24 protein-coding genes are annotated in these 26,337 nt (G+C 33.7%); 21 read left to right on the top strand and 3 right to left on the bottom strand.

The genetic code is table 11. The features are described 5' to 3' along the window. Positions 1-2: 2 nt before the first annotated feature. From LQ694_RS09930 to cysC, 15 genes are all read left to right on the top strand, one after another. The gene (locus LQ694_RS09930) at positions 3-1,151 is read left to right on the top strand and encodes an FAD-dependent oxidoreductase (RefSeq protein ID WP_196968434.1); all 1,149 of its coding nucleotides are present in this window, start codon (positions 3-5) and stop codon (positions 1,149-1,151) included. Between the two features lie 70 nt (positions 1,152-1,221). After that, positions 1,222-2,556 carry a sodium-dependent transporter gene (locus tag LQ694_RS09935; protein WP_070373357.1) on the top strand — a complete coding sequence of 445 codons (1,335 nt, stop codon included), beginning with the start codon at positions 1,222-1,224 and terminating at the stop codon, positions 2,554-2,556. 35 nt (positions 2,557-2,591) lie between these two features. Next, positions 2,592-3,488, top strand: a complete 897-nt coding sequence (gene cidR, locus LQ694_RS09940) for a cidABC operon transcriptional activator CidR (protein WP_096791634.1) — start codon at positions 2,592-2,594, stop codon at positions 3,486-3,488. Between the two features lie 149 nt (positions 3,489-3,637). After that, positions 3,638-4,021 (top strand): CidA/LrgA family protein, encoded by a 384-nt coding sequence (locus tag LQ694_RS09945; RefSeq protein ID WP_058612111.1) that lies wholly within the window; start codon positions 3,638-3,640, stop codon positions 4,019-4,021. Further along, positions 4,018-4,707 carry an LrgB family protein gene (locus tag LQ694_RS09950; RefSeq protein WP_049320490.1) on the top strand — a complete coding sequence of 230 codons (690 nt, stop codon included), beginning with the start codon at positions 4,018-4,020 and terminating at the stop codon, positions 4,705-4,707. The genes LQ694_RS09945 and LQ694_RS09950 overlap by 4 nt, the downstream gene beginning before the upstream one ends. A gap of 339 nt (positions 4,708-5,046) precedes the next feature. Then, positions 5,047-6,669: a BCCT family transporter gene (locus LQ694_RS09955; RefSeq protein ID WP_218697100.1), complete on the top strand. Its 1,623-nt coding sequence runs from the start codon at positions 5,047-5,049 to the stop codon at positions 6,667-6,669. 375 nt (positions 6,670-7,044) lie between these two features. Continuing rightward, positions 7,045-7,776 (top strand): phosphoadenylyl-sulfate reductase, encoded by a 732-nt coding sequence (locus LQ694_RS09960; protein ID WP_218697101.1) that lies wholly within the window; start codon positions 7,045-7,047, stop codon positions 7,774-7,776. A gap of 102 nt (positions 7,777-7,878) precedes the next feature. Beyond that, complete coding sequence (locus LQ694_RS09965) at positions 7,879-9,699, top strand: assimilatory sulfite reductase (NADPH) flavoprotein subunit (protein WP_239772012.1); 1,821 nt, start codon at positions 7,879-7,881, stop codon at positions 9,697-9,699. Between the two features lie 14 nt (positions 9,700-9,713). Beyond that, positions 9,714-11,417: an assimilatory sulfite reductase (NADPH) hemoprotein subunit gene (gene cysI, locus LQ694_RS09970; RefSeq protein WP_376750689.1), complete on the top strand. Its 1,704-nt coding sequence runs from the start codon at positions 9,714-9,716 to the stop codon at positions 11,415-11,417. 20 nt (positions 11,418-11,437) lie between these two features. Beyond that, positions 11,438-12,208 (top strand): uroporphyrinogen-III C-methyltransferase, encoded by a 771-nt coding sequence (gene cobA, locus LQ694_RS09975; protein ID WP_048540520.1) that lies wholly within the window; start codon positions 11,438-11,440, stop codon positions 12,206-12,208. Between the two features lie 15 nt (positions 12,209-12,223). Further along, positions 12,224-12,964 (top strand): sirohydrochlorin chelatase, encoded by a 741-nt coding sequence (locus LQ694_RS09980; protein ID WP_058592138.1) that lies wholly within the window; start codon positions 12,224-12,226, stop codon positions 12,962-12,964. Positions 12,965-12,989: 25 nt separating this feature from the next. Next, positions 12,990-13,604 (top strand): NAD(P)-binding protein, encoded by a 615-nt coding sequence (locus LQ694_RS09985; protein ID WP_058612117.1) that lies wholly within the window; start codon positions 12,990-12,992, stop codon positions 13,602-13,604. Between the two features lie 21 nt (positions 13,605-13,625). Continuing rightward, on the top strand, positions 13,626-14,534 hold the full coding sequence (locus tag LQ694_RS09990) for a sulfite exporter TauE/SafE family protein (protein WP_218697103.1): 909 nt from the start codon (positions 13,626-13,628) through the stop codon (positions 14,532-14,534). 15 nt (positions 14,535-14,549) lie between these two features. Then, positions 14,550-15,728 (top strand): sulfate adenylyltransferase, encoded by a 1,179-nt coding sequence (sat, locus tag LQ694_RS09995; protein WP_218697104.1) that lies wholly within the window; start codon positions 14,550-14,552, stop codon positions 15,726-15,728. Between the two features lie 19 nt (positions 15,729-15,747). Beyond that, positions 15,748-16,347 (top strand): adenylyl-sulfate kinase, encoded by a 600-nt coding sequence (cysC, locus tag LQ694_RS10000; protein WP_049320498.1) that lies wholly within the window; start codon positions 15,748-15,750, stop codon positions 16,345-16,347. Positions 16,348-16,573: 226 nt separating this feature from the next. On the opposite strand, the gene cudC is transcribed toward cysC, so the two are convergent. Further along, on the bottom strand, positions 16,574-17,128 hold the full coding sequence (gene cudC, locus LQ694_RS10005) for a choline uptake/conversion transcriptional regulator CudC (protein WP_058612119.1): 555 nt from the start codon (positions 17,126-17,128) through the stop codon (positions 16,574-16,576). A 208-nt stretch (positions 17,129-17,336) separates the two neighbouring features. Here cudC and betB point away from each other — a divergent pair, with 208 nt between their 5' ends. Together betB and betA are read left to right on the top strand one after the other, a co-directional pair. Beyond that, complete coding sequence (gene betB, locus LQ694_RS10010) at positions 17,337-18,827, top strand: betaine-aldehyde dehydrogenase (RefSeq protein ID WP_218697105.1); 1,491 nt, start codon at positions 17,337-17,339, stop codon at positions 18,825-18,827. A 39-nt stretch (positions 18,828-18,866) separates the two neighbouring features. Beyond that, positions 18,867-20,549: a choline dehydrogenase gene (betA, locus tag LQ694_RS10015; RefSeq protein WP_058612121.1), complete on the top strand. Its 1,683-nt coding sequence runs from the start codon at positions 18,867-18,869 to the stop codon at positions 20,547-20,549. A gap of 338 nt (positions 20,550-20,887) precedes the next feature. On the opposite strand, the gene LQ694_RS10020 is transcribed toward betA, so the two are convergent. After that, positions 20,888-21,430, bottom strand: a complete 543-nt coding sequence (locus tag LQ694_RS10020) for a recombinase family protein (RefSeq protein WP_196968438.1) — start codon at positions 21,428-21,430, stop codon at positions 20,888-20,890. A gap of 93 nt (positions 21,431-21,523) precedes the next feature. Here LQ694_RS10020 and LQ694_RS10025 point away from each other — a divergent pair, with 93 nt between their 5' ends. Further along, positions 21,524-22,975 (top strand): SulP family inorganic anion transporter, encoded by a 1,452-nt coding sequence (locus tag LQ694_RS10025; protein ID WP_204206354.1) that lies wholly within the window; start codon positions 21,524-21,526, stop codon positions 22,973-22,975. Positions 22,976-23,054: 79 nt separating this feature from the next. On the opposite strand, the gene LQ694_RS10030 is transcribed toward LQ694_RS10025, so the two are convergent. After that, positions 23,055-23,984 (bottom strand): sugar-binding transcriptional regulator, encoded by a 930-nt coding sequence (locus tag LQ694_RS10030; RefSeq protein WP_058612700.1) that lies wholly within the window; start codon positions 23,982-23,984, stop codon positions 23,055-23,057. Between the two features lie 166 nt (positions 23,985-24,150). On the opposite strand from LQ694_RS10030, the gene LQ694_RS10035 reads away from it, so the two are divergent. From LQ694_RS10035 to srlA, 3 genes are read left to right on the top strand one after another with little or no spacing between them, the layout of a single operon-like run. Then, entirely contained in the window at positions 24,151-25,398 is a 1,248-nt protein-coding gene (locus LQ694_RS10035) for an NAD(P)H-dependent oxidoreductase (protein WP_239772015.1), read from the top strand. Positions 25,399-25,415: 17 nt separating this feature from the next. After that, a complete protein-coding gene (locus LQ694_RS10040; RefSeq protein ID WP_196968442.1) occupies positions 25,416-25,772 on the top strand; it encodes a PTS glucitol/sorbitol transporter subunit IIA in 357 nt (118 codons plus the stop codon). Between the two features lie 19 nt (positions 25,773-25,791). Then, positions 25,792-26,337 carry a PTS glucitol/sorbitol transporter subunit IIC gene (srlA, locus tag LQ694_RS10045; RefSeq protein WP_058612697.1) on the top strand — a complete coding sequence of 182 codons (546 nt, stop codon included), beginning with the start codon at positions 25,792-25,794 and terminating at the stop codon, positions 26,335-26,337.

The following is a 26,337-nucleotide window of genomic DNA, read 5'->3' on the forward strand; positions in this document are numbered from 1 at the left end:
AAATGTTGAAAAGTAATAAAAATAATAAAGTCGCAATTATAGGTGGCGGTCCTGGTGGCTTAATGCTCGGTTTGTTACTACAAAAACAAGGAATTCCATTTACTATATTTGAAAAAGGTGAACGTGATATTAACGGCAACAGAGGTGGTTCATTAGATATTCACGAAGAATCAGGACAATTGCCGATTAAAGAAGCTAATCTTATTGAAACATTTAAAAGTATGGCAAGATTTGAAGGCGAAGATACAAAAATTCTTGGACCAGATGGCACATTGTATTTTGAAGATGATGCTGAAGGTGAAGGCGGAAGACCAGAGATTGATCGTGGTGAACTTTGCGATATGATTCTTAACGAAATTAATCCAGAAAACATCCGTTATCATTATGAATTTAAAGCAATCGAAACGTTAGATAATCATAAAGTGAAAGTTACTTTTAATCATAATGTGAGTGAAATCTTTGATGTTGTAGTAGGTGCAGACGGATCCTTTTCTAAAGTGAGACCATTTATAACAGAGCAAGATATCATGTACACAGATATTTCAATGGTCGAACTAAACATTTCTGATGTGAAACAACAATTTCCAGATTTAGCTGCTTTTAATAAGAATGGTAAAGTCATGGCGCTTGGCGGGGATCAAGCTATACTTGGACAATTGAACGGTGATGGATCGATTAAAGTTTATGTCACTTATCGCATGCCTTATAAAGATTTAGATACGTATAAAGCTTTGTCTTCTGACCAACTAAAATCACGTTTATTACAAGATTTTAAGGATTGGGATAAAGAGCTGTTAAAATACATTTCATATGCCGATGATAAAATTCTGTTTAGAAGAATTTATAAATTGCCAATTGGTTTCAAATGGGATCATCAATCGAATGTGACATTGTTAGGTGATGCGGCTCACGTTATGAGTCCGTTCGCTGGTGAAGGTGTTAATACAGCACTATATGATGCGTATTTATTAGCACGCGCATTTAAAAATCATGACAATTTAGAAGATGTGATAACAGCATACGAAGATGAAATGTACAAAGCTTCTGAAGAACATGCACAAGAATCTCAAGATAATTTAGATTTAATGTTTTCAGATAATGCTGCTGAAAAAATGGGCAGTATATTTACAGATGTAGAACTAATGTCATAAAAATTCTTACTGTGTAGATGATTAATTTACGTTATACTTCAATTAAGGAAGAACTGAATGGAGTGATAACATGGTCAATCAAAGAGATCAATGGTCATCTAAGATAGGATTTATTATGGCATCAGCAGGTGCTGCAATCGGTATTGGCGCAATATGGAAGTTTCCTTATGTTGCAGGTCAATTCGGTGGTGGCGCCTTCTTATTGTTATTTATTATATTTACATTATTTATCGGATTACCGATGTTGATTTCTGAATTTATCATTGGACGTGCAACAAACAAAGAAGCTGTTGCTGCCTATGATACGCTAGCACCCAAATCACCATGGAGAATAACGGGAAGACTTGGTGTTATTGGATGTTTCTTATTATTATCCTTTTACAGTGTTGTAGGTGGTTGGATTACAATTTATACAGCATTGGGATTAACAGGCAATCTTATATCTGATGATACAAATTACAGTAAAGTCTTTGAACAAATTATAGGAGAGCCATTTACTGTATTAATCGGTGTGTTTGTCTTTATTTTAATGAATGTTGTTGTGTTAAACTTCGGTATTAAAAAAGGTATTGAACGTGCAAATAATGTATTAATGCCTTTATTATTTATATTCTTTATTATTCTTGTTGTGAGAGCAGTTACTTTAGAAGGCGCATCTGAAGGATTATCGTTCTTCTTTAGTTTCAACTTTGAAGACTTCTCAGCTGAAGGCGTGTTATATGCGTTAGGTCAGTCGTTCTTTGCTTTAGCTGTGGGATTCTCATGTATGGTTACTTATAGTTCGTATTTAAGTAAAAAAGAAAGCTTACCAACGTCAGCTATGTCGGTATCGATTATGAATATTATCGTGTCTATATTAGCGGGAATGGCGATATTCCCAGTTGTATTTGCTTTTTCATTAGAACCTACTGAAGGTCCTGGATTATTATTTATCGTATTACCTAATGTATTTGGCCAAATGGCATTTGGTTCAGTATTCTTAACGTTATTTTTACTGTTATTCTTATTTGCGACATTGACTTCTTCATTTAGTCAATTTGAAATTATCATTTCAGCTTTTGAAAAAGAAGGCAAAAGATCGCGTTCAAAAATAGTATGGGTATTAGGATTACTGACATTTATCGCTTGTATTCCATCATCATTGTCATATGGTGTTCTTGCAGATGTTTCGATTTTTGGGAAATCTATATTTGATGCTACAGATTATTTAGTGAGCAACATATTATTGCCAATTGGCTGTTTACTAATCGCAGTATTTATTTCGTTTAGAATGGATCAAGCTATTGTAAAAAGAGAATTCCAAATGGGGAATCAACTTTCTTTAAAATGGTTTAAATTATGGAAATTCCTAATGAGATATATCATTCCGATTATTATACTTATCGTATTTATATGTTCGCTTTAATTCTGTCATGAAATCCATGAAATGAGGTATAGCAAATGGAGTTTAAACAGTTAAAATATTTTGTGGAAATTGTTAGAAATGGTGGTATGACCCAAGCTGCAGAACATTTATTTGTAGCGCAATCTACAATTAGTAAAGCTGTGAAAAATCTTGAAAATGAATTTGATGTCACGCTATTTGATCGTTCACAAAAACACATTAAACTGACAGATACTGGCGAAGTATTTTATGATAAAGCGGTAGAATTCTTAACATTATTTGATCATTTGACGCTCGAACTGAATGATATCTTTGAAGTGCAACGTGGACATATTAGATTAGGTTTGTCGCCTATGATTAAAGTGGATCTTATAACAGATAGTCTTGAGAATTTTCATGGTAAGTATTCTAACGTCACATACGAAGTTACTGAAGGTGGCGGTAAAGCGGTAGAACATTATATTAATAAAGATGAAGTAGATATTGGTGTGACGACATTACCTGTAGATTCATCTAAATATAACAGCGTGCCACTTTATAAAGAGGAATTGTTTTTAGTAGTGAATAAATCGCATAAACTTGCCAAGAGATATCAAGTATCAATCAGTGAATTAAAAGATGAAGAATTTGTCTTATTTCACGATGACTATTATTTAAGAGATATGATTATTGAGAACTGCCGGAAAGAAGGCTTCTATCCAAAGACAGTTGCTAAAATATCACAGCTTACCTTTATCAGCAATATGATAGAAAGAGGACTTGGTCTATCTATTGTGCCACGAAGTATTGCTGAACAAATGAGTGATGATGTGACAATGATTGAACTTGAAGGTGAAAAGATATATTGGCATCTCGGATTAATTTGGAAAAAAGGTGCCTATGTGAATCGCGTTACGAAAGAATGGATATTATTTTTAAAAGAATCATTAATCAAGAAGCAGGCTGGAACATAATGTTCTAGCCTGTTTTTTGCTTTGAACAATGAAAATAAAATTAAACTATTCCGAAGTGGAATAGTTGTAATCGATAATATGTATTTTATTAATACTTTGAACCGTCCTATAATATTGTCTATAAGGTCTTATTAAAAGGATGAGTTTAGATGATTAAAACGTTTATAAAGATACTATTTCAAGTATCTCTCATATATATGATTACTCAAATTGGTAAATGGCTTCAAGAAATATTACATATACCAATTGCAGGTAGTATTGTTGGACTAGCATTATTATTTTTATTACTTTTAACAGGTATTTTACCTGAACGATGGATAGAAGTCGGTGCTAATAAATTAATTAATGTTATGATTCTATTCTTTGTGCCTTCAATTGTAGGCATAATGGATATTGCAGATCAGATTGGACCAGGTTATATCATTATGGTCGTGTTACTCATTGTGAGTACAAGTTTAGTAGCACTGTCATCTGGTTATGTTTGTGAGAAGTTTTTAAATATTAATAAAACGGATAAGGAGAATGCATCATGATTATACAATCTTTATTGATGGTACTTTTAACATTAGCTTGTTTTATCATCGCTAAGAAACTACAAATTAAATATAAACATCCTATTCTTAATCCAGCACTGATTGCTTCAATTATGATTGTCACAATTTTATTAGTGTTAGGTATGAATTACAAAGACTACATGGTAGGCGGTTCATGGATTCATCAATTTTTAGATTGTTCAGTTGTTAGTTTAGCGTATCCGTTATATAAATACAGAAAGTTGATTGTCGCGAACTTCAAAATTATTATTTCAAGTGTATTAGCAGGTATCATGGTTAACTTTGTCCTTATTTATGGTGTCCTATATATAATGGGATATCCGAGTTCAACGATTGTCACAATTTTACCTAGATCTATGACAGCAGCAGTAGGTATTGAAGTGTCTCATCAAATGGGTGGAACAGATACGATAACGGTTATGTTTATTATAGCGACAGGCTTAATTGGTAGTATTTTAGGTAATTTTTATATTAGTAAAGCGAAGTTTAAAAGTGATTTAGCGAAAGGTTTAACTTATGGTAATGCTTCACATGCTTTTGGTACAGCAAAAGCTTTAGAATCTAATATTGAAGCAGGTGCGTTTAGTACAATTGGTATGATTTTAACAGCTGTTCTCAGTGCGATTATGTTACCAGTACTTTATTTAATGACCACTTATATTTAATGAGATATAGAAGGAGATATGGCAAAATTCATGTCATATCTCCTTCTTTTTTATATAAATTTATATTCATTAAACATGTATAAAAATTCATAATAAAAGAACGTTAGATTTGTTACGTTCGTTAAATTTTAACTTAACACAACCGTTGTATCAATATTTATAATGATTATAAAAATTGTATTATATATATTTATTCATAAGTAATGATGATTTTGATTGTATGTAATTTGCATTTTTATTAAAACTTCTATAGTGTCTTCATTGTGATTTAAATCATCGTGTTCATTAATAATGATTATTTAACGATGTACATTAATCGACAACGAGGAGTGTTCAGAAGTGAAGAAACATAAAGTAATGGACTGGTGGACATTTTATGGGACGGTTGCAGTATTACTTATTGCTGTTATACCGATGATGGTATTCCCTAAAGCTAGTCAAGAAGTCATTACAAGTATCAATGATATTATTTCGGATTCATTAGGTGCATGGTATCTATTACTTGGATTGATTGTTTTTGCATTTGTATTATACATAGCGTTTGGGAAATACGGGAATGTCACTTTAGGTAAAGCAAGTGATAAACCTGAATTTAATAATTTTAGTTGGATTTCGATGCTATTTTGTGCGGGTATCGGTTCAGACATTCTATACTGGGGTGTCATCGAATGGGCATACTATTATCAAGTGCCGCCGTATGGTGCAGGTAGTATGACGGATGAAGCACTCGAATATGCAACAATGTATGGCATGTTTCATTGGGGACCAATAGCTTGGGCGATTTATGTGTTACCTGCATTGCCAATTGGCTATTTAGTATTTGTTAAGAAGAAACCAATTTATAAAATCAGCCAAGCATGTAGACCAATTTTAAAAGGTCAAACGGATAAATTACTCGGTAAAATTGTAGATATTTTATTTATTTTTGGATTATTAGGCGGTGCAGCGACATCATTAGCGCTAGGTGTACCAATGATTTCTGCTGGGATAGAGCGACTCACAGGACTTGACGGTGAGAATATGGTTATGAGAAGCATTATCTTACTCATCATTACAGTCATCTTTGCATTTAGTTCTTATACTGGCTTGAAAAAGGGTATACAAAAATTAAGTGATATTAACGTTTGGCTAACGTTCTTAATTTTAGGAATCGTACTGATTGTTGGGCCAACGATATTTATTATGGAAACGACTGTATCAGGATTAGGAAATATGTTGAAGAATTTCTTTAGAATGGCAACATGGTTAGAACCATTTGGTGGTGTAGGAGATAGAAATGAAACAAACTTTCCTCAAGATTGGACGATATTCTATTGGTCTTGGTGGTTAGTATATGCGCCATTTATTGGCTTATTTATTGCCAGAATTTCCAAAGGCCGTACTTTAAAAGAAGTCGTATTAGGTACAATTATTTATGGAACTTTAGGATGTGTATTATTCTTTGGTATCTTTGGTAACTATGCAGTGTTCTTACAAATTTCAGGTCAATTTGATGTCATTCAATTCTTGAATCAACATAGCTCTGAAGCCACTATAATAGAAGTGATGCATCAATTACCATTTCCAAAAGTAATGATTGTCCTATTCTTAATCTCAGCATTCTTATATTTAGCAACAACATTTGATTCAGGATCATATATATTAGCAGCAGCAACTCAAAAAGAAGTCATAGACGAACCATTAAAAGCAAATCGATTATTCTGGGCGTTTGCATTATGCTTATTACCATTCTCATTAATGTTAGTAGGTGGAGAACGTGCCTTAGATGTCTTGAAGACAGCATCCATATTAGCAAGTGTCCCACTAACCGTTATATTTGTGATGATGATGGTTTCATTTATCCGGACACTAGGTGGAGATCGAATAAAATTAGAAGAACGAGCTGAAAAATTAAAAGCAGTAGAACGACGATCATTAAGAATCGTTCAAGTACGAGCAGAAAAAGAAGACGATAACTTATAATAAAAATTCCAACAAAATCTTATGGTTTTGTTGGAATTTTTATATCTTAATTTTGTTAGAAGCATTTTTGATGAGAAGTGTGAATAACGATAGGAGTAGTTACAAATTTGAGAAGTTTTGTAACTAAGCCCCCAGTTAAAAACAAACTAACACTGAAGTGTTCACAATACCTAACATTTTCAGTGAATAATTTCTTCATTAAATAGACTGAAAATTTAAAAAGAATAGTTGACATCATATGATGTATCGGGTATGCTAATCATCATAATTTATTATTTCTTAGTAAACTTATCTGTTTAAAATAATTTCTGCTAAAAACATTGATTTTAAACATAAAAGCTTGTAGAAATAAGTATAAGGAGGACGTTATATATCATGACCGAAGTGTTAACTTATGAACGTTTTGACACTGATCCTTTTAAAGATATTGATATTGACGATGAAACTAAAGGTGCATATCAAATAATTAAATGGGCGTATGAACATTATGGAGATTCTATCGTATATTCATGTAGTTTTGGGGCAGAGGGTATGATTTTGATAGATTTAATATCAAAAGTTAAGCCAGATGCCAAAATTGTCTTCTTAGATACTGATTTGCATTTTCAAGAAACGTACGATTTGATTGACCGTGTGAAAGAAAGATATCCAACATTAAATATTGAACTTAAAAAGCCAGATTTAACGCTAGAGCAACAAGCAGATCAATATGAACCGGCACTATGGACAAGTGACCCGAATCAATGTTGTTATATCAGAAAGATTAAACCGTTAGAAGAAGTATTATCGGGCGCTACTGCTTGGGTCTCAGGATTAAGAAGAGAACAATCTCCGAGTAGACAAAATACCGATTTTATTAATAAAGATGAAAGATTTAAATCTATAAAAATTTGTCCTTTAATTTATTGGACTTGGGACGATGTATGGGCATATATCGAACGCCACGATTTAACCTACAATGAACTTCATGATTTTAATTATCCAAGTATTGGATGTATTCCGTGTACAGCTCAAGTATCTTCTTCAGGTGATTCACGTGAAGGTAGATGGACGAATTTCAACAAAACTGAATGTGGTTTGCATACAGTAAATAATAACCCTAAGTAATCTAATTAAGAGATTTATTAATCTTTTTTTAGCATAAATCAGACTATTCCCATAAGAATAGTATTTAAAACTTAAATAATTGGACAGGATGAGGTGACATCTTTGGAATTATCAGTAACAAATAGCCCTTTTAATCAAGAGCAGTCAGAAAAGTTAAATCAAGTATTTGCAACACTTACAAATGAACAAAAAATTTGGTTGAGTGGTTACTTATCGGCGTCAGTCGTGCAAGGTGGTCAAGTAAGTGCGCCTGTAGTTGAGCAATCTACGGCAGTAAGAAGTGAACCTAAGTTTAAGAAGAGAGATATTACGGTATTGTTTGGTTCTGAAACAGGTAATGCTCAAGGTTTAGCTGAAACGTTAGAAAGTAAATTAAAAGAAAAATCATTCAATGTCAATCTTGCATGTATGGAAGATTTTAAGACTAAAGATTTAAAGAAAGTAGAAGATTTATTTATTATCACAGCGACTCATGGAGAAGGAGATCCACCAGATAATGCAATTACATTCCATGAGTTTTTACATAGTCGTAAGGCACCTAAGTTGAATGATGTTAGGTTCTCAGTGTTAGCACTTGGAGACGAATCATATGAATTCTTCTGTCAGACTGGTAAAGATTTTGATAAGAGATTAGAAGAGTTAGGCGCAGAGAGAATACATCCAAGAGTAGATTGTGATTTAGACTTTGATGAACCTGCTGAGAAATGGATGGAAGACATTTTAAATTCAATCGGACAAGTATCAGGTCAAACGGCAGAAGAACCCGTTAAATTAGATGCTGAAGATTTATCAGCTACTCAAACATATTCACGCTCTAATCCGTATGAAGCTGAAATTTTAGAGAATATTAATTTAAACGGTAGAGGTTCAAATAAAGAAGTTAGACATATCGAACTTTCTTTAGAAGGTTTCAATGATTCATTTGAACCAGGTGATTGTATCGGTATATTCCCTAAAAATGATCCCGAAATTGTATCAGAGTTAATTGAAACACTCGTTTGGGATCCAGAAGAAATCGTGCCAATTAATGATTCTGGCGATACTTTAACTTTACGTGATGCATTAACTAATCATTTCGAAATCACAAAACTAACAAAACCAATCGTCACAAAAGCTGCGAATATCTTTGGTAATGGTGTGTTATCTGAAAAAGTTAAAAAAGATCGATGGATTTACGGATACGTTGAAGGTCGCGATTTAATAGACTTATTAAATGATTTTCCACCTGAAGATTTGCAACCAGATGCTTTGCATCAAATATTGAGAAAATTACCAGCTCGTGAATATTCTATCGCAAGTAGTCATCAAGCAGCACCTGATGAAGTACATTTAACGATTGGAGCGGTTCGTTACCACTCTCATGATAGAGATAGAAAAGGTGTTTGCTCAGTACAATTTGCAGAACGTCTACAACCAAGTGATACAGTACCGATTTACTTGAAGAAGAATCCGAACTTTAAGTTCCCTAAAACAAGTGAAACGCCTGTCATTATGATTGGACCAGGTACAGGTGTTGCGCCATTTAGATCATATATTCAAGAAAAAGAAGAATTAGAACTTACTAATAAAGCTTGGTTATTCTTCGGTGAACAACACTTTACGACAGACTTCTTATACCAAACAGAATGGCAAGGTTGGTTGAAAGATAGCGTACTTGATAAATTAAGTGTCGCGTTCTCAAGAGATTCAGAAGAAAAAGTATATGTACAACATAGAATTGAAGAAAACAGTAAAGAATTTTATCAATGGATTCAAGAAGGTGCAGCAATCTATGTATGTGGAGATGAAAAACATATGGCTAAAGATGTGCATCAATCCATTTTAAATGTCATTCAAAAAGAAGGACATTATAACGAAGAAGAAGCAGAAGAATTTTTAACTGAATTGAAAAAAGAGAGAAGATATCAAAGAGATATTTATTAAGAGGGGGCAATATTGTGAGCACTCAAACTAATTTATCCGACAAATTAGATGAAATGGAACACATTAAGAATAGAAGTAATTATTTAAGAGGAACAATTAAAGAAAGTTTAGCAGATGAAATAACTGGCGCAATAGCTGAAGACGATACTAAATTACTTAAATTCCATGGTAGTTATATGCAAGATGATAGGGATATTCGTGATGAGCGTCGTAAACAAAAGTTAGAACCAGCATATAGTTTCATGATTAGAGTTAGAGTTCCAGGTGGTACGGCTACTGCTGATCAATGGGTTGCGATGGATGATATTTCAACAGAATACGCTAATAACACAATCAAACTTACAACAAGACAAGCGTTTCAATTCCATGGCATCTTGAAAAGAAATTTAAAAAGTTCAATGCAAAGTATCCATCATGCAGTCATGGATTCATTAGCAGCATGTGGTGACGTTAACAGAAACGTCATGTGTAATCCAAATCCTTATCAATCAGGCGTGCACAAAGAAGTAGATACACTTGCTACACAAATAAGTGATCACTTATCACCTCAAACTGGTGCGTATCACGAGATTTGGTTAGACGATGAAAAAATTATCGATACAAAAGAAGAAGTTGAACCAATGTACGGTAAGACATACTTACCAAGAAAATTCAAAATCGGTATCGCTGTACCACCATCAAATGATATTGATGTTTATTCACAAGATATCGGATTGATTGCAGTTATTGAAGATGATCAATTAGTCGGATTTAATGTGACAGTCGGTGGCGGTATGGGTATGACACACGGTGATACGAAGACATACCCTCAAGTAGGACGTCTATTAGGCTACTTCCCTAAAGAAGAAGCGGTAGATGTTTGTGAGAAGATTTTAACTATCCAACGTGATTATGGTAATAGAGAAAACAGAAAGAACGCACGATTTAAATATACTGTTGATCGTCTTGGTGTTGATTTTATTCGTGAAGAATTGAATAAACGTTTAGGTTGGGAAATTGAAGAAGCGAAACCATTTGAATTTAAACATAATGGTGATCGATATGGCTGGACTGAAGGAAGCGGAAAATGGCACTTTACATTATTTATTCAAAATGGACGTGTCAAAGATACATCTGACTACAAATTGAAGACAGCACTTAGAGAAATTGCTGAAATTCATACTGGAGACTTCCGTCTAACACCAAACCAGAACTTAATCATTGCCAATGTAGCTAAAAGTAAAAAACAACAAATTCAAAAAATTATTGATAAATACGGAATTACAGATGGTGAACATTACACAGGACTTAGAAGAAATTCAATGGCATGTGTTGCGTTTCCAACGTGTGGTTTAGCGATGGCTGAATCAGAACGTTATCTACCAACACTTATTAATAAAATAGAAGGACTTTTAGATGAAGCAGGATTAAATGAAGAAGAAATAACGATTCGTATGACAGGGTGTCCAAATGGATGTGCAAGACCAGCATTAGCTGAAATTGCATTTATTGGTAAAGCGCCAGGTAAATATAATATGTATCTTGGCGGTGGATTCACTGGAGATCGTTTAAATAAACTATTTAAAGAAAATATTGGTGAAGATGAGATTTTAGAAAGCTTAAAACCAATTCTGATTCAATACGGTAAAGAAAAAAATGATGGAGAACACTTTGGAGACTTTGTTATCCGTAAAGGCATAATTAAAGAAGTGCAATCAGGGCAAGACTTCCATAGTTAATCAGAAAATGGGGTGTAAGAATGGGGAAAGTATTCTTGGTTGGTGCTGGACCGGGCGATCCAGATTTAATAACTGTTAAAGGTATTAAAGCCATTAAACAGTCTAATGTCATATTATATGACCGACTCGTTAATAAAGCATTATTAGATTATGCAACTGAAGACACGAGAATGATTTATTGCGGTAAAAGTCCAAATAAGCATTCTTTAACTCAAGATGAAATTAATGAATTGCTCGTAAAACTTTCTCTAGAAGGTTACACCGTAACAAGACTTAAAGGTGGCGATCCATTTATCTTTGGTCGTGGTGGCGAGGAAGCAGAAACATTAAATAGCTATGATATTCCGTTCGAAGTGGTTCCAGGTATTACTGCTGGTGTTGCAGCACCAGCTTATGCTGGTATTCCAGTAACACATAGAGATTATAGTTCATCTGTTGCCTTTATAACAGGTGTTATGAAAGACAGTGTTGATGAAGATGAATATTGGAAACACTTAGCACTAGGACCTGAGACACTTTGTATTTATATGGGTGTAAAGAAGTTGCCTGACATCCAAAAATTATTAGTGAAACACGGTAAAGATATTCAAACACCAGTAGCATTAATTCATTGTGGAACTTCACAGAAACAAGTAACAGTGACAGGGACTTTAGAAGACATCGTAGAGAAATCAGAACAAATCACAAACCCTGCAATGATTGTTATTGGAGAAGTCGTCAAACTAAGAGAACGCATGAGCTGGTTTGAAGAAGTGGCATCAGAACAGAACGTTCCACAACTTATTTATTAATACTGGAGGGATACAATGATAGGCGTGTTATATGTCAGTCACGGTAGCAGAATTAAAGAAGCGACAGATGAGGCAATTTCTTTTATAGAATCAGTGAAACAGTCTATTGATATACCTTTACAAGAAATTTGTTTCTTAGAATTAGCACAACCGGATATTCAGCAAGGCGTCGAAAAGTTAATAGCAAAAGGTGCAACCGAGATATCCGTTATACCCGTATTATTACTAAGTGCAGGTCACTATTTTAAAGATATACCGAAAGAGATAGATGAAATTAAGACACAATATCCAGAAGTAACATTTACTTATGGAGAGCCTTTAGGTGTTCAATCAAGATTAACAGCCATTCTTAAAGAACGTATTGAAGAAACGAAAGTCGCGATTCAAGAAGATGCTAAATTACTTGTTGTTGGAAGAGGCAGTTACAATCCGCAAACGAAGATAGATATAACAGCTATAGGTCAAGCTTTATATGAATCGACAGCATTTAAAAATGTAGAAGTGTGTTACTTAGCTGCCTGTGAGCCATCCTTTGAAGAAGCTTTGCAAGATGCATTACATGAAGAATATTCACAAGTATTCATTGCACCGTATCTTTGGTTTACAGGTGTCTTGGAGCGTCACATAGAGCAAACAGCAGCAGAACATAATACGAAAAGCGACATCATCGTATGCGAACATTTAGGTCATCATCCATCCATACAAGAAGCATTGAAAGATCGCGTATTAGAAACACTAACGACTCAAACAGTTTAAATATCAGATTAAAGGATGATTTATTGTGGCATACATTCCAATCAATTTAGATTTACAAGATAAAATCGTCAAAGTTATTGGTGGCGGTAAAATTGCTGAACGTAGAGTGAACGCACTGATAGATAGTGAAGCGTTGATTCATGTTATTTCACCAGAACTTACAGACCATTTAAAGCAATATGAAATTGAAGGGAAATTGAAATGGCACAAAAAGGACTTTGAAATATCTGATATAGAACATGTTGATTTTATTGTAAATGCCACGAACTCACCAGAAATAATCGATGTCATTAAAGATAATACCCCTAAACATTGTCTAATCAACATGGTCGGTGATGCACAAGATGGCAATGTGATATTTCCTGGGACATTAAATAGAGGTAAGTTGCAGATAAGCGTCACATCAAATGGTGCAAGCCCAAAGTTAGTGCGTAATATTTTGAAAGATTTAGAACAACAATATTCAGTAGATTATACAGAATATGTAGATTTTTTATATGAATGTCGCACAATCATTAAATCACTAGAAATAGAGCAAACAGAAAAAAATCAATTATTAGAGAACATTTTGTCTCATCAATATTTTGATACGGATGAGCAAAATAAATTAATCAATTGGTTGAAACGACAACTTAAATAGAAAGCCAGAGAGGAGTAGCTTATGCGAAAGTTAACGATATTTGCATTAATAGGTTTTTTAGCACAACTTATAGACGGTTCTCTTGGGATGGGATTTGGTGCAACCTCTTCATCATTACTATTAACTTTTGGAGTGGCACCAGTAATCGCATCTGCAACCATTCATTTTTCAGAAGTGGCAACAACAGCAGCATCAGGACTTTCACACTTAAAGTTTAAAAATGTTGATAAGTCTATTATTCTAAAGCTTGCTTTACCAGGCGCGATAACTGGATTTATCGGTGCGGGTGTATTGAGCAACTTGCACAGTGATTTTATTAAACCATTCATCGCCTTATTCTTATTATCAATGGGAATTTATATTATTTATCAATTTGTATTTAAAAAACAGCAAAACCAACAAGTGAAAGATGGCAGATTTTCAGCTTTATTACTTGTTCCACAAGGTGCAATTGCAGGATTCTTAGACGCAATTGGTGGTGGTGGTTGGGGTCCAGTCAACACACCATTATTACTATCAAGAAATAAAATTGAACCAAGATATGTTATCGGAACAGTTTCAGCGAGTGAGTTCTTTGTGACAATTTCAACTTCATTAGGATTTATTATCTTCTTAGGTTGGAGTCAAATAAATATTCTACTCGTCGTTGCGTTAGCATTTGGTGGCGTCGTAGCAGCACCGTTCTCAGCATGGTTAGTGAAGACTTTACCGGTGTATGTTTTAGCGGTACTTGTCGGTGGTCTGATCATATTTACAAATAGTAGTGTTTTATTAGGTACTTTAATTAGCAGTGAAGCAACAGTCAATATTATAAAAGGTGTTATTATCCTTGCTTGGTTAGGTTTAGTACTATTCACACTTTACCAACATAATAAATTTCCTTTTAATATTCAAAATCAAAAATCAAAAGAAGTAGATCAAATTAATTAATAGGAGTGAATATTGATGGTATCAGCAACTCAAATGACTAAAGAAACAATCGAAGCTCATGGTGGAGAATTAATTAATCGCCAAGTCATAGGTCAAGAAAGAGCAGAACTTATTGAAGCGGCACAATCATATCCTAAATTAACATTAAATCCTTGGAGTCTATCCGATTTAGAATTAATCGCAATTGGTGGTTTCAGTCCACTGACAGGATTTTTAGGTGAGAAAGATTATATTAGTGTCGTTGAAAATCTACGTCTAGAAAACGGACTTGTATGGAGTATTCCAATTACATTACCGGTTACTGAAGAAGAAGCAAACAACTATGAAATAGGTTCAGACATCGCTTTATATGGAGAAGACAATCATTTATATGGTGTGCTAAAGCTTGAAGAGAAATATACGTATGATAAAGCTAAAGAAGCTCAAAATGTATACGGCACAACAGATGTAGATCACCCAGGTGTGAAACGTGTATATGAAAAAGGCAATGTTTATTTAGCTGGTCCAATCCAATTAGTTGATCGACCAAAACATGATGAATTTAGTGATTTCCATTTAGATCCAAGTGAAACACGTGAATTATTTAAAGAATTAGGATGGAAAACAGTTGTAGGGTTCCAAACTAGAAACCCAGTTCATCGTGCGCATGAATATATTCAAAAAATAGCACTTGAATCAGTTGATGGGTTATTATTAAATCCTTTAGTTGGTGAAACGAAGTCTGATGATATTTCAGCTGAAATAAGAATGGAAAGTTATCAAGTTATCTTGAAACATTATTATCCTAAAGAAAGAACACGTCTTGTTATTTATCCAGCAGCAATGAGATATGCTGGTCCACGTGAAGCCATTTTACATGCATTAGTACGTAAGAATTATGGATGTACACACTTTATCGTCGGTCGTGACCATGCAGGTGTCGGTGACTACTATGGTACATATGACGCACAAGAATTAATTTCACAATATGAAAATGAAATTGGCATTCAAATCTTTAAATTTGAACATGCATTCTTCTGTACAGTTTGTGACAACATGACAACAGCTAAGACATGTCCTCATGACAAATCAAATCATGTTCATTTAAGTGGAACAAAAGTGAGAGAGAAACTTCGTAACGGTGAACAATTACCAAAAGAATTCTCAAGACCAGAAGTAGCAGATGTATTAATTAAAGGTTTAAGACAAAATTAATTTCTTTAGGAGTGGAATAATGAGCGCGTCAACAAATATTACATGGCATGATTCTGAAGTAACAAAAGCACAAAGACAAGAACGTAACGGTCATAAAAGTGTTGTGATTTGGTTTACTGGATTATCAGGATCAGGTAAATCAACAATATCTGTAGCATTAGAAAAAGCACTATTTGAACAAAATATCACGTCATATCGTTTAGATGGAGATAACATTCGTCATGGATTAAACCAAAATCTTGGATTCAGTCCAGAAGATCGAAAAGAAAATATCCGTCGTATCGGTGAAGTTGGTAAATTAATGGTAGATGCTGGTGTTGTCACAATGACAGCATTCATTTCACCATATGAAGAAGACCGTAATACAGTTAGAGATATCCTTGAAGACGGTGAATTCATCGAAGTCTACACTAAATGTAGTTTAGACGAGTGTGAATCAAGAGATCCAAAAGGACTGTATAAGAAAGCAAGAAGCGGTGAAATTAAAGAATTCACTGGCATTAATGCACCATATGAAGAACCATCAAACCCTGAAATAGTCATTGATACAGAAAACGAAAGTGTAGAAGAATCTGTAGAGAAAATCGTTGCATACTTAAAAGAAAATCAATATTTATAATGATAAAGCTCACAACGCTAGCTAGTGTTGTGAGCTTTTTGTATTGTGGTGGAGTGCTTATGAACAAGTTTAGCAAGAAGTGTTCATAAGGCTGTCAGTATTTACAATTTTTAAGAGTTTTTTAAATAAAGTAGCCGTTACAAGCAGTTTTGCCCAAAGGTGCAAATATTGGTGCCAATAAAAATAACAAAAGCGCGGGGTATGCATTGCTACCTCGCGCTTTTACTTATTTGTCTTCTTGACTTGGTATTGGGAAATACTTATATATCTCTCCAGTTTTAATAGCGTTACTGATATTTGCTAACCATTCATAATATACTTTTGATTCTTCTAATTGTGTATGAATGGTGATTGCTTCTTCTTTAGTTTCTTCATCGACATCATCTGCATCTATGATTTTTTGTAGCAAGATTTCTGCGTCTTTAACAGAATCCATATTAATAGAAATTTCTCGATCCCATTTTCTTGAGAAAAAGTTATTAAAGAAGATAAAGAAGTCTTTTTCAGCGATGAAATGTTGTTTTCGACTTCCTCTTGTAAATTGTTGTTTGACGATATCAAATTCTTGTAGTTTCTTAACACCAGCACTCATGCTTGGTTTGCTCATTTGAAGTTGTTCACGCATTTCATCTAGTGTCATACTACCTTCAAATACCATCGTCCCGTATAAATTTCCAACACTTCGATTAATACCATATAAATCCATCGTTTCTCCAATACCGTTAATCACGATGTCTTTAGCTTGGTCTAATTGTTTTTCGTAGTTATCTGAACGTACCACTACATACACCTCCAATAGTTACCTTAATTGTACCATGAATCCTTTTACATTGTAGTTGCTTTTCCATTACTTGTCTATTTGAAATACCTATTAAAAACAAACCATAAATGAACTTTGGAAATTTGACGCCTTTCATAATTCTATGCTAACATAAAATCTGTAAAGTTCGTTAAATAAAAATTTAACAAAGTTAACGGAGGTATTTTGAATGGGATATATAGAGCATTTATCTAGACGACAATTTATAAATGGTGAGTGGGTAGAAGCTTCTAATAAAGCGACTCGCGACATTGTGAATCCATATAATCAAGAAGTTGTGATTTCAGTAGCAGAAGGTACAGAAGAAGATGCTGAAAAAGCAATTTTAGCAGCTAGACAGTCATTTGAAGATGGTGAATGGTTAGGTGAAACGACTGAGAATAGAAGTCGTAAAGTTAGAGCCATTGCAGATTTAATTAAAGAACATAAAGAAGAACTAGCAGAACTTGAAACTTTAGATACTGGTAAGACATTAGAAGAATCATATGCAGATATGGATGATATTCATAATGTATTTATGTATTTTGCAGGTTTAGCAGGACATGATGGTGGTGAAATTATTGATTCTCCAATAACTCATTCAGAAAGTAAATTAGTAAAAGAACCTGTAGGCGTTGTAACGCAAATTACGCCTTGGAATTATCCGTTACTTCAAGCTTCATGGAAAATAGCACCTGCTCTTGTAACAGGTTGTTCGTTAGTTATGAAACCAAGTGAAATTACGCCATTAACAACAATTCGTGTATTTGAATTAATGGAACAAGTTGGATTTCCTAACGGGGTCATCAACCTTGTACTAGGTAAAGGTTCTGAAGTTGGTGAAGTATTAGCATCTCATAAAGAAGTCGATCTAGTTTCATTTACAGGTGGTATTCAAACAGGTAAGCATATTATGAAACGCGCAGCAGATAATGTAACGAATATTGCATTAGAACTAGGTGGCAAGAATCCGAATATTATTTTCGATGATGCAGATTTTGATTTAGCGATTGATCAAGCATTAAATGGTGGCTATTTCCATGCCGGTCAAGTTTGTTCAGCTGGATCTCGAATTATCGTACATAACGATATTAAAGATAAATTTGAAAAAGCTTTAGTTGAACGTGTTAATAAAATTAAAATCGGTAACGGTTTTGATGAAACAACTGAGATGGGACCGTTAATTTCAGGAGAACATCGCGATAAAGTTGAAAAATATATAGAAGTTGCGAAAGAAGAAGGTACGACAATTGCTGCTGGTGGTAAACGACCAGACAGAGCAGACTTACAAGATGGTTTCTTCTTTGAACCAACTGTCATTACAAACTGTGATACATCTATGAGAATTGTACAAGAAGAAGTATTTGGACCTGTCGTAACAATTGAAGGGTTCTCTAATGAACAAGAAGCGATTGAATTAGCGAATGATTCTATTTATGGACTCGCAGGCGGCGTATTTACGCAAGATATCGCTAAAGCAAATCGTGTAGCCAATAAATTGAAAATGGGTACTGTTTGGATTAATGACTTCCATCCATATTTTGCACAAGCACCATGGGGTGGATATAAACAATCTGGTATTGGTAGAGAGTTAGGTAAAGAAGGTTTAGAAGAATATTTAATTTCTAAACACATTTATACAAATATTCAACCTGAGCCGGTGAATTGGTTTAGTAAATAAATACAACAAAGAAGAACGAGTATATAGGAGGATTTTGAGATGAAGCAATCTTATGATTATATAATTATTGGAGGCGGAAGTGCCGGATCTGTATTAGGTAATCGTTTAAGTGAAGATAAAGATAAGACCGTATTAGTATTAGAAGCGGGTAGAAGTGACTATCCATGGGATTTATTAATTCAAATGCCAGCAGCACTAATGTATCCATCGGGTAATCGTTTCTATGACTGGAAATATGAAACAGATGGCGAACCTCATATGGGCGGTAGAAAAGTTGCACATACGAGAGGTAAAGTACTCGGTGGTTCAAGTTCAATCAACGGTATGATTTATCAACGAGGAAACCCAATGGACTATGAAGGTTGGGGAGAACCTGAAGGCATGGAAACATGGAAGTTTGCGAATTGTTTACCATACTTTAAACGATTAGAAAAAACTTTTGGAGCAGATAAATCAGATCAATATCGTGGTCATAATGGTCCGATTAAATTAAGAAGAGGACCAGCAACAAACCCATTATTCCAAGCTTTCTTTGAAGCGGGCGTACAAGCTGGATACAATAAGACACCTGATGTAAATGGTTTTAGACAAGAAGGATTTGGACCATTTGATAGCCAAATTCATAATGGTCGACGCGTTTCAGCATCACTTGCTTATTTAAGACCAGCTATGAAACGTAAGAATTTAACTGTTCAAACAAGAGCTTTTGTTACAGAAATCAATTATGAAGGTAGACGAGCGACGGGCGTAACATTTAAGAAAAATGGTAAGACGCATACAGTTGCTGCAGGAGAAGTTATTCTATCAGGCGGAGCATTTAATACACCACAATTACTTCAACTTTCTGGAATTGGTGACTCTGAACATTTAAATTCATTAGGTATAGAGACACGTGTTCACTTGCCAGGTGTAGGTGAAAACTTTGAAGACCACTTAGAAGTATATGTACAACATGCATCTTCTAAACCAGTGTCTGAGCAACCAAGTTTAAATAAATTTAAAATGCCATTTATCGGATTACAGTGGATATTCGGTAGAAAAGGACCAGCAGCAAGTAACCACTTTGAAGGTGGAGGATTTGTAAGATCTAATGATACAGTTGATTATCCAAACTTAATGTTCCACTTCTTACCATTAGCAGTACGTTATGATGGACAAAAAGCAGATACGAAACATGGTTTCCAAGTACATATCGGACCAATGTATTCTAACTCTAGAGGTAGCTTGAAGATTAAATCTAAAGATCCATTTGAAAAACCTAAATTTGTCTTTAATTACTTATCTACGAAAGAAGACGAACAAGAATGGATAGAAGCAATTAGAGTTGCAAGAAACATCTTGAAACAACCAGCTTTAGCACCATATAATGATGGTGAAATATCTCCAGGACCTTCAGTACAAACAGATGAAGAAATTTTAGATTGGGTTAAAAAAGATGCAGAAACAGCACTTCACCCATCTTGTAGTGCAAAAATGGGACCAGCATCAGATCCAATGGCTGTAGTTGACCCATTAACAATGAAAGTACACGGTATGGAGAACTTGAGAGTAGTCGATGCATCAGCAATGCCACGCACAACAAATGGTAATATCCACGCACCGGTGTTGATGTTAGCAGAAAAAGCAGCAGACATCATTCGTGGTAAAAAACCATTAGAACCAGAAGAAATAGATTACTATAAACATGGCGTTCATCCTAAAGACGCAGGCATTGTGAAATAATAGGAGAAGTAAGAAGGCTGAGACAGAAATTGTCTCAGCCTTTAGTTGTTATATGGGAACGCGCTAACTACCATAATTCTGAAAAGTGGTAATAAGAACGCGCTAACTATCATAATTCTGAATAATGGTAATAAGAACGCGCTAACTATCATAATTCTGAAAAGTGGTAATAAGAAGTCGCTAACTATCATAATTCTGAATAATGGTAATAAGAAGTAGCTAACTACCATAATTCTGAATAATGGTAATAAGAGAGGGATTTTCTAAGGGACATTTTCCAGAATTGTGTCCCTAACAGCATGTCTAAGGGACATTTCCCAGAATTATGTCCCTAATTATTATTTATTTAAGTGTCTATACAATGTTGCTCTGCTAATGTTTGTCGCTTCTTTAATTTCTTCTAAAGTATATTTCTTAGAATGGTACATTTCGATGGCATTTTTCAAATTAAGATCATTTCGTTTTGGTCTTCCGATAGTCTTACCTTCTGTTTTGGCTTTGGCGATTCCTGACTTAGTTCTGAATTTAATCATATCGCTTTGAAACTGATTAAGTAGACTTAAAAATTTATTAAAATTCATTTGTTCATGTTGGCTAATTGTTATTTGAGCATTAATAATATGAATGTCCACATTGATTTCCTGGGCAATTGTAATGAGTTCTTCTAATTGATATGAGGTATCTGCAAGAATACATAAATCAGTTATGTATAATTTATCCCCGCTTTGTAATTTACTATAAAATAAAGTATTTAATTCTTTTCTGATGTCAGTCTGTGCATGAGATTCTTCAATAATTGTTAATGAAAATTTACTTAACTTTGAATATTGTTCAGCGACTGTATCATATAATTCGATTGGTCTAATATAACCATAATTCATAAATTTCACCTCAATAGTTTCATAAATGTGTACATATGAAACTCTTTTGTTTATAATAGCACTTTGAAAATATATAAAATAGGAGTATGTATAATGTTTAAATCTTATATAGAAGAATGGCTTTCTAATCCAGGGAAAAATTTACTAGCTGGTATTGTTGTAGCGCTAGCACTTATACCTGAAGCTATTGCATTTTCTATAATTGCAGGTGTAGATCCAATGGTAGGATTGTACGCTGCTTTTATTATTGCTACGACAACTTCAATAGTAGGCGGTAGACCTGCTATGATATCTGGAGCTGCAGGAGCTGTTGCGCTTATTGTAACACCTTTAGTAAGAGAACATGGTGTCGATTATTTATTTGCAGCAACGATACTCATGGGTATTATACAGTTATTATTAGGAATTCTCAAAATTGGTAGACTCATGAAGTTTATACCAAGGTCAGTCATGATTGGATTTGTAAATGCCTTAGCGATTATGATTTTTATGTCCCAACTTGAGCATATATTTGGTATTTCAATAAGTACATATATTTATATAGCTATTACATTACTCATTGTTTATATTGTACCAAAATATTTCAAAGCAATTCCTGCACCGCTTATCGCAATTATTTTATTAACAACGCTATATATGGTAACAGGTTCTAATGTAAGAACAGTTGGCGATTTAGGTACCATAACAAGAGCATTTCCAAATTTCTTAATACCACAAATTCCTTTTAACTTAGAGACATTAACTATCATTTTGCCGTATTCTTTATCAATGGCAATTGTAGGATTAGTAGAAAGTTTATTAACGGCTAAAATTGTTGATGAAGCAACAGATTCTCATAGTAATAAAAATAAAGAATCTAGAGGTCAAGGTATTGCCAATATTATTACTGGGCTATTTGGAGGAATGGGTGGCTGTGCTATGATTGGTCAATCTGTCATCAATGTAAAATCAGGTGCAACAAGTAGATTATCAACATTTACGGCGGGTGTCTTCTTAATCATTCTCATCCTATTATTAGGAGATGTAGTTGTACAAATTCCTATGCCAATTTTAGCGGGTATTATGGTGATGGTATCTATTAGTACATTTGATTGGAAATCATTTAAGTACGTTAAGCAAGCTCCAAGAACAGATGCTGTCGTTATGATTTTGACAGTGATAATCGTGTTGTTTACACATAACTTAGCTATAGGCGTTATTGTCGGCGTAATATTTAGTTCTTTATTCTTTGCTACTAAAATATCGAATGTTCATGTTCATCAAACAATAGAAAATCATTTTTATAAATATGCATTCACCGGGCAAATATTCTTTGTTTCAATAGATTCAATGATGAATCAGCTAGACTTTTCAATTGAAAATAGTCAGATTGAATTAGACTTTACACACGCTCATTTATGGGATGACTCAGCAGTCAATGCAATCGATTCAATGGTGAAAAAATTTGAAGATAAAAACAATACGGTATTTGTTAAACAATTAAATACAGATAGCAGAAAAATTATTTCCGAATTAAGTCAGCTCAATGAAACACATTTAACATAAGAAAATAACCAAAAAACCAGTATCAATCCATTATAAAACGGATTGATACTGGTTTTTTAATGTGAAGTTTTTTGTTTAATCAATATTTCTCCAATATATTAATCGCTGTTTCTTCGTCTATTACTAGTACATCGATTAATTCATTTTTTAATGCTGCATGTATGGCTGATGCTTTATTTATACCACCTGCGACGCCAATTTTGAGTGGAATCTTTTTGTATTCTTCAAAAGAAATACTGATTACTTTATCGTTCCATTCACAATCGAGTTGTTTACCTTCTTCGTCGATAAAATTATAGAATATATCACCTGTTGCATTAATTTTAGAAACGTCGCTTATTGATAGTTCATCGTTATAAGCAGATACCATTGTTGATTCTAGTGGATTAGATCCTATTCCGACTACTGCAATCTTTGTTTTTGAAAAGTTTTCAGTGATGTTCTGAACGAATTTCTGTTTCATTATGAATTCTTTCGAATATTTATCATCTACAACGACTGGTGCATGCAAGAATAAACTTTTTGTACCTAATTTTTTACTAAAGGTATCAACTATGTGGTTGGCATGTATGTCAATTGTGACATTCCCCATACCACCGACTAAAGGAATTAATAATGAATTTGGAAAAGTTTTGTGAGTGGCTAACATTTTTGCGACTTGGTCAACAGTAGTTCCTGCTGAAACGGCTAATGTGTCACCATCTTTTAAGTTTCTTAAAATGTAGTCGGCTGCGCTTTTTCCTAATGTAGATTTTAAGTTGTGGTTTTTTTGAACACAAATGACTTCTTTTATTTTGTATTTTTCTTCTAATTCTTTTTCCAATTCTAGTAAATCATTTTCATTAATCTTAATTTCGACTATACCTTTTCTTTTGGCTTGGTTTAAATGCCTCGATACTGTAGGTCGACTTATTTTCATTTTTTTTGCAATTTCATTTTGACTGAGTCCTTCTTGATAGTACATTTTGCATACTTTAATCATCATTCTTGTATCATCTAATATAGACATAATTTAAATCCTTTCTATTCCTTATTTATAAATATAACATGATTAATTGGAAATTATTAGAATCATTTTATGTAAATTTACATTTGACTTTAAGCGCTTACATTGTTATTATAACACTCAAGAACATAATTTCAATGATTGAACAAATGTAAAAGGAGATGTTTGAATGACTATATACAGCCAATTGCAAGAAAGAGAAAGTGAAGGTAATCCAATACGTGTTGGTATTATTGGAGCAGGTCAAATGGGATTTGGTATGGTATCACAAATCGCGCATATTCCAGGAATGGTTATTGTAGGTATAAGTGATATTAAATTAGAAAATGCAGAGAAAGCTAAAGATGCATTTAATGAGTCTAGTGAAGTTCATGTAGATATAAAAGTATCAAATGATTTTAAAGTAATTATTCATGACGAAGCACCCGAAGTAATAGTCGATGCAACAGGTGTACCTGAAGTTGGCGCAAAAATTGCTTTAGAAACATTATTAGCTAAGAAACATTTAGTATTGTTGAATGTTGAAGTTGATATCACAATTGGACCAATCATGAAGAAATTGTATGATTCAGCTAATTTAGTTTATACAGGATCTGATGGAGATGAACCTGCAGTAACACTTGGATTATTTGAATTTGCTAAATCAATGGGATTGGAAGTACTTGTTGCAGGTAAAGGTAAGAATAATCCACTTATCCCTACAGCTAATCCAGATACTGCAAGGGAAGAAGCATTGAGTAAACACATGGCACCTCATATGTTAGCTGCTTTCCAAGATGGTACAAAAACAATGGCAGAGATGACATTATTATCTAATGCAACTGGATACAAACCAGATGTTGTTGGTATGCACGGTTTAAAAGGAGATTTAGATTCTGTACTAGATGATTTGAATTCAAAAGAAAATGGTGGCGTATTAAATAATTTTGAAGTAGTTGAATACGTCGATGGGTTAGCACCAGGTGTATTTATTATTGTTAAAGGTAAGAACGTTGGTGTGGCAAACGAATTAAATTATTTATTGAAAAAAGGTGATAGAGATCACCATATCTTATATAGACCTTTCCATTTAGCAAGTTTAGAAACACCATTAACAATTGCTAAAGCAGTATTAAACCATGACTATGCCATTATTCCAATTGAAGGGCCAGTATCAGAAACAGTTGCAGTTGCTAAGAAAGATATAAAAGCCGGCGAAAACATTGATGGTATTGGTGGTTATTGTGTAAGAGGGTTGATGGAAACGCATGAAGAAACTGTAGAAAAAAAACATATTCCGATTGGCTTGATTTCAGGAAATGTAACAGCAAATCAAGATATTAATGAAGGTGAATTCTTAACTGAAGATAATGTTTCATTAGATACAAATACAACAGTTTGGAAACTAAGAAAATTACAAGATCAAACATTCAAATAATATAAAGAGGTGTCAAAATGTTTAGTTCAAAAATAGTAGAAATAGGGTCGTTAGTAGAAGAGTTTAAACAGGAGAATTTATTAGTATTATTTGGAAAGGATGCACCACCTGAATTAGCTGACATATCAGTCTTACATGTACCTGAAGAAGATAATGGCCATAAGTTAGTTGAAGGTAGCACATTATCTATTGGTAAAGATGAATATCATATTGTTCAAGTAGGATCAGAAGCTAATGAAAATTTTGATACATTAGGTCATGTTTCAATTTATTTCTCAGATGATGAAAATACAGAAATTTTACCTGGCGCGATTTTAGTAACACCATCTCATTTTCCAGAGCTTGCTTTAAACGAAAAGATTAAACTTTATTAAAATATAGGGGTGATGTTTAATGAATTTCTTAACAAAAGTAGCTGATGGTTTCATAGGAATGTTTGAAGAAGGCGCAGATGTATTTATGGGATTTATGACTGATATTATTCCATTGTTAATCGTATTAATCACGGCAATCAATGCATTAGTAAAATTGATTGGTGAAGACAATGTAAATAATTTTATTCAGAAAATCACTAAATTTACGATTTTAAGATACACACTTGTTCCATTTTTAGCTGTATTCTTCTTTACAAATCCTATGTGTTATACGGTTGGGAGATTTTTGCCTGAACGATATAAACCAGCATATTATGATTCAACGGTTTCATTTTTACATCCAGTAACAGGACTTTTCCCACATGCCAACTCTGCTGAATTATTTATTTGGTTAGGTATTGCGCATGGCTTTTCAAAAGCAGGAGGGAATCAATCATCATTAGCTTTAATGTTTCTATTAACTGGTTTGATTGTCATATTGATGAGAGGCTTTATAACTGAAAAAATTAGTATGCATTTATTCAAAAAACAAGGTTTAAATCATATTCTAAACGAAGATAAATGA

The organism is Mammaliicoccus sp. P-M58 (assembly GCF_022386165.1).
In the GTDB taxonomy this organism is placed as follows: Bacteria; Bacillota; Bacilli; order Staphylococcales; family Staphylococcaceae; genus Mammaliicoccus; species Mammaliicoccus sciuri.

Coding starts and splice junctions, on each gene's coding strand:
- LQ694_RS09960 (WP_218697101.1), top strand. CDS start 7,045: ATGACCGAAGTGTTAACTTATGAACGTTTTGACACTGATCCTTTTAAA.
- LQ694_RS09990 (WP_218697103.1), top strand. CDS start 13,626: ATGCGAAAGTTAACGATATTTGCATTAATAGGTTTTTTAGCACAACTT.
- LQ694_RS09935 (WP_070373357.1), top strand. CDS start 1,222: ATGGTCAATCAAAGAGATCAATGGTCATCTAAGATAGGATTTATTATG.
- LQ694_RS10035 (WP_239772015.1), top strand. CDS start 24,151: ATGACTATATACAGCCAATTGCAAGAAAGAGAAAGTGAAGGTAATCCA.
- LQ694_RS09945 (WP_058612111.1), top strand. CDS start 3,638: ATGATTAAAACGTTTATAAAGATACTATTTCAAGTATCTCTCATATAT.
- srlA (WP_058612697.1), top strand. CDS start 25,792: ATGAATTTCTTAACAAAAGTAGCTGATGGTTTCATAGGAATGTTTGAA.
- sat (WP_218697104.1), top strand. CDS start 14,550: ATGGTATCAGCAACTCAAATGACTAAAGAAACAATCGAAGCTCATGGT.
- cidR (WP_096791634.1), top strand. CDS start 2,592: ATGGAGTTTAAACAGTTAAAATATTTTGTGGAAATTGTTAGAAATGGT.
- LQ694_RS10025 (WP_204206354.1), top strand. CDS start 21,524: ATGTTTAAATCTTATATAGAAGAATGGCTTTCTAATCCAGGGAAAAAT.
- betA (WP_058612121.1), top strand. CDS start 18,867: ATGAAGCAATCTTATGATTATATAATTATTGGAGGCGGAAGTGCCGGA.
- LQ694_RS10020 (WP_196968438.1), bottom strand. CDS start 21,430: ATGAATTATGGTTATATTAGACCAATCGAATTATATGATACAGTCGCT.
- betB (WP_218697105.1), top strand. CDS start 17,337: ATGGGATATATAGAGCATTTATCTAGACGACAATTTATAAATGGTGAG.
- LQ694_RS09950 (WP_049320490.1), top strand. CDS start 4,018: ATGATTATACAATCTTTATTGATGGTACTTTTAACATTAGCTTGTTTT.
- cobA (WP_048540520.1), top strand. CDS start 11,438: ATGGGGAAAGTATTCTTGGTTGGTGCTGGACCGGGCGATCCAGATTTA.
- LQ694_RS10030 (WP_058612700.1), bottom strand. CDS start 23,984: ATGTCTATATTAGATGATACAAGAATGATGATTAAAGTATGCAAAATG.
- LQ694_RS10040 (WP_196968442.1), top strand. CDS start 25,416: ATGTTTAGTTCAAAAATAGTAGAAATAGGGTCGTTAGTAGAAGAGTTT.
- LQ694_RS09930 (WP_196968434.1), top strand. CDS start 3: ATGTTGAAAAGTAATAAAAATAATAAAGTCGCAATTATAGGTGGCGGT.
- cysC (WP_049320498.1), top strand. CDS start 15,748: ATGAGCGCGTCAACAAATATTACATGGCATGATTCTGAAGTAACAAAA.
- LQ694_RS09980 (WP_058592138.1), top strand. CDS start 12,224: ATGATAGGCGTGTTATATGTCAGTCACGGTAGCAGAATTAAAGAAGCG.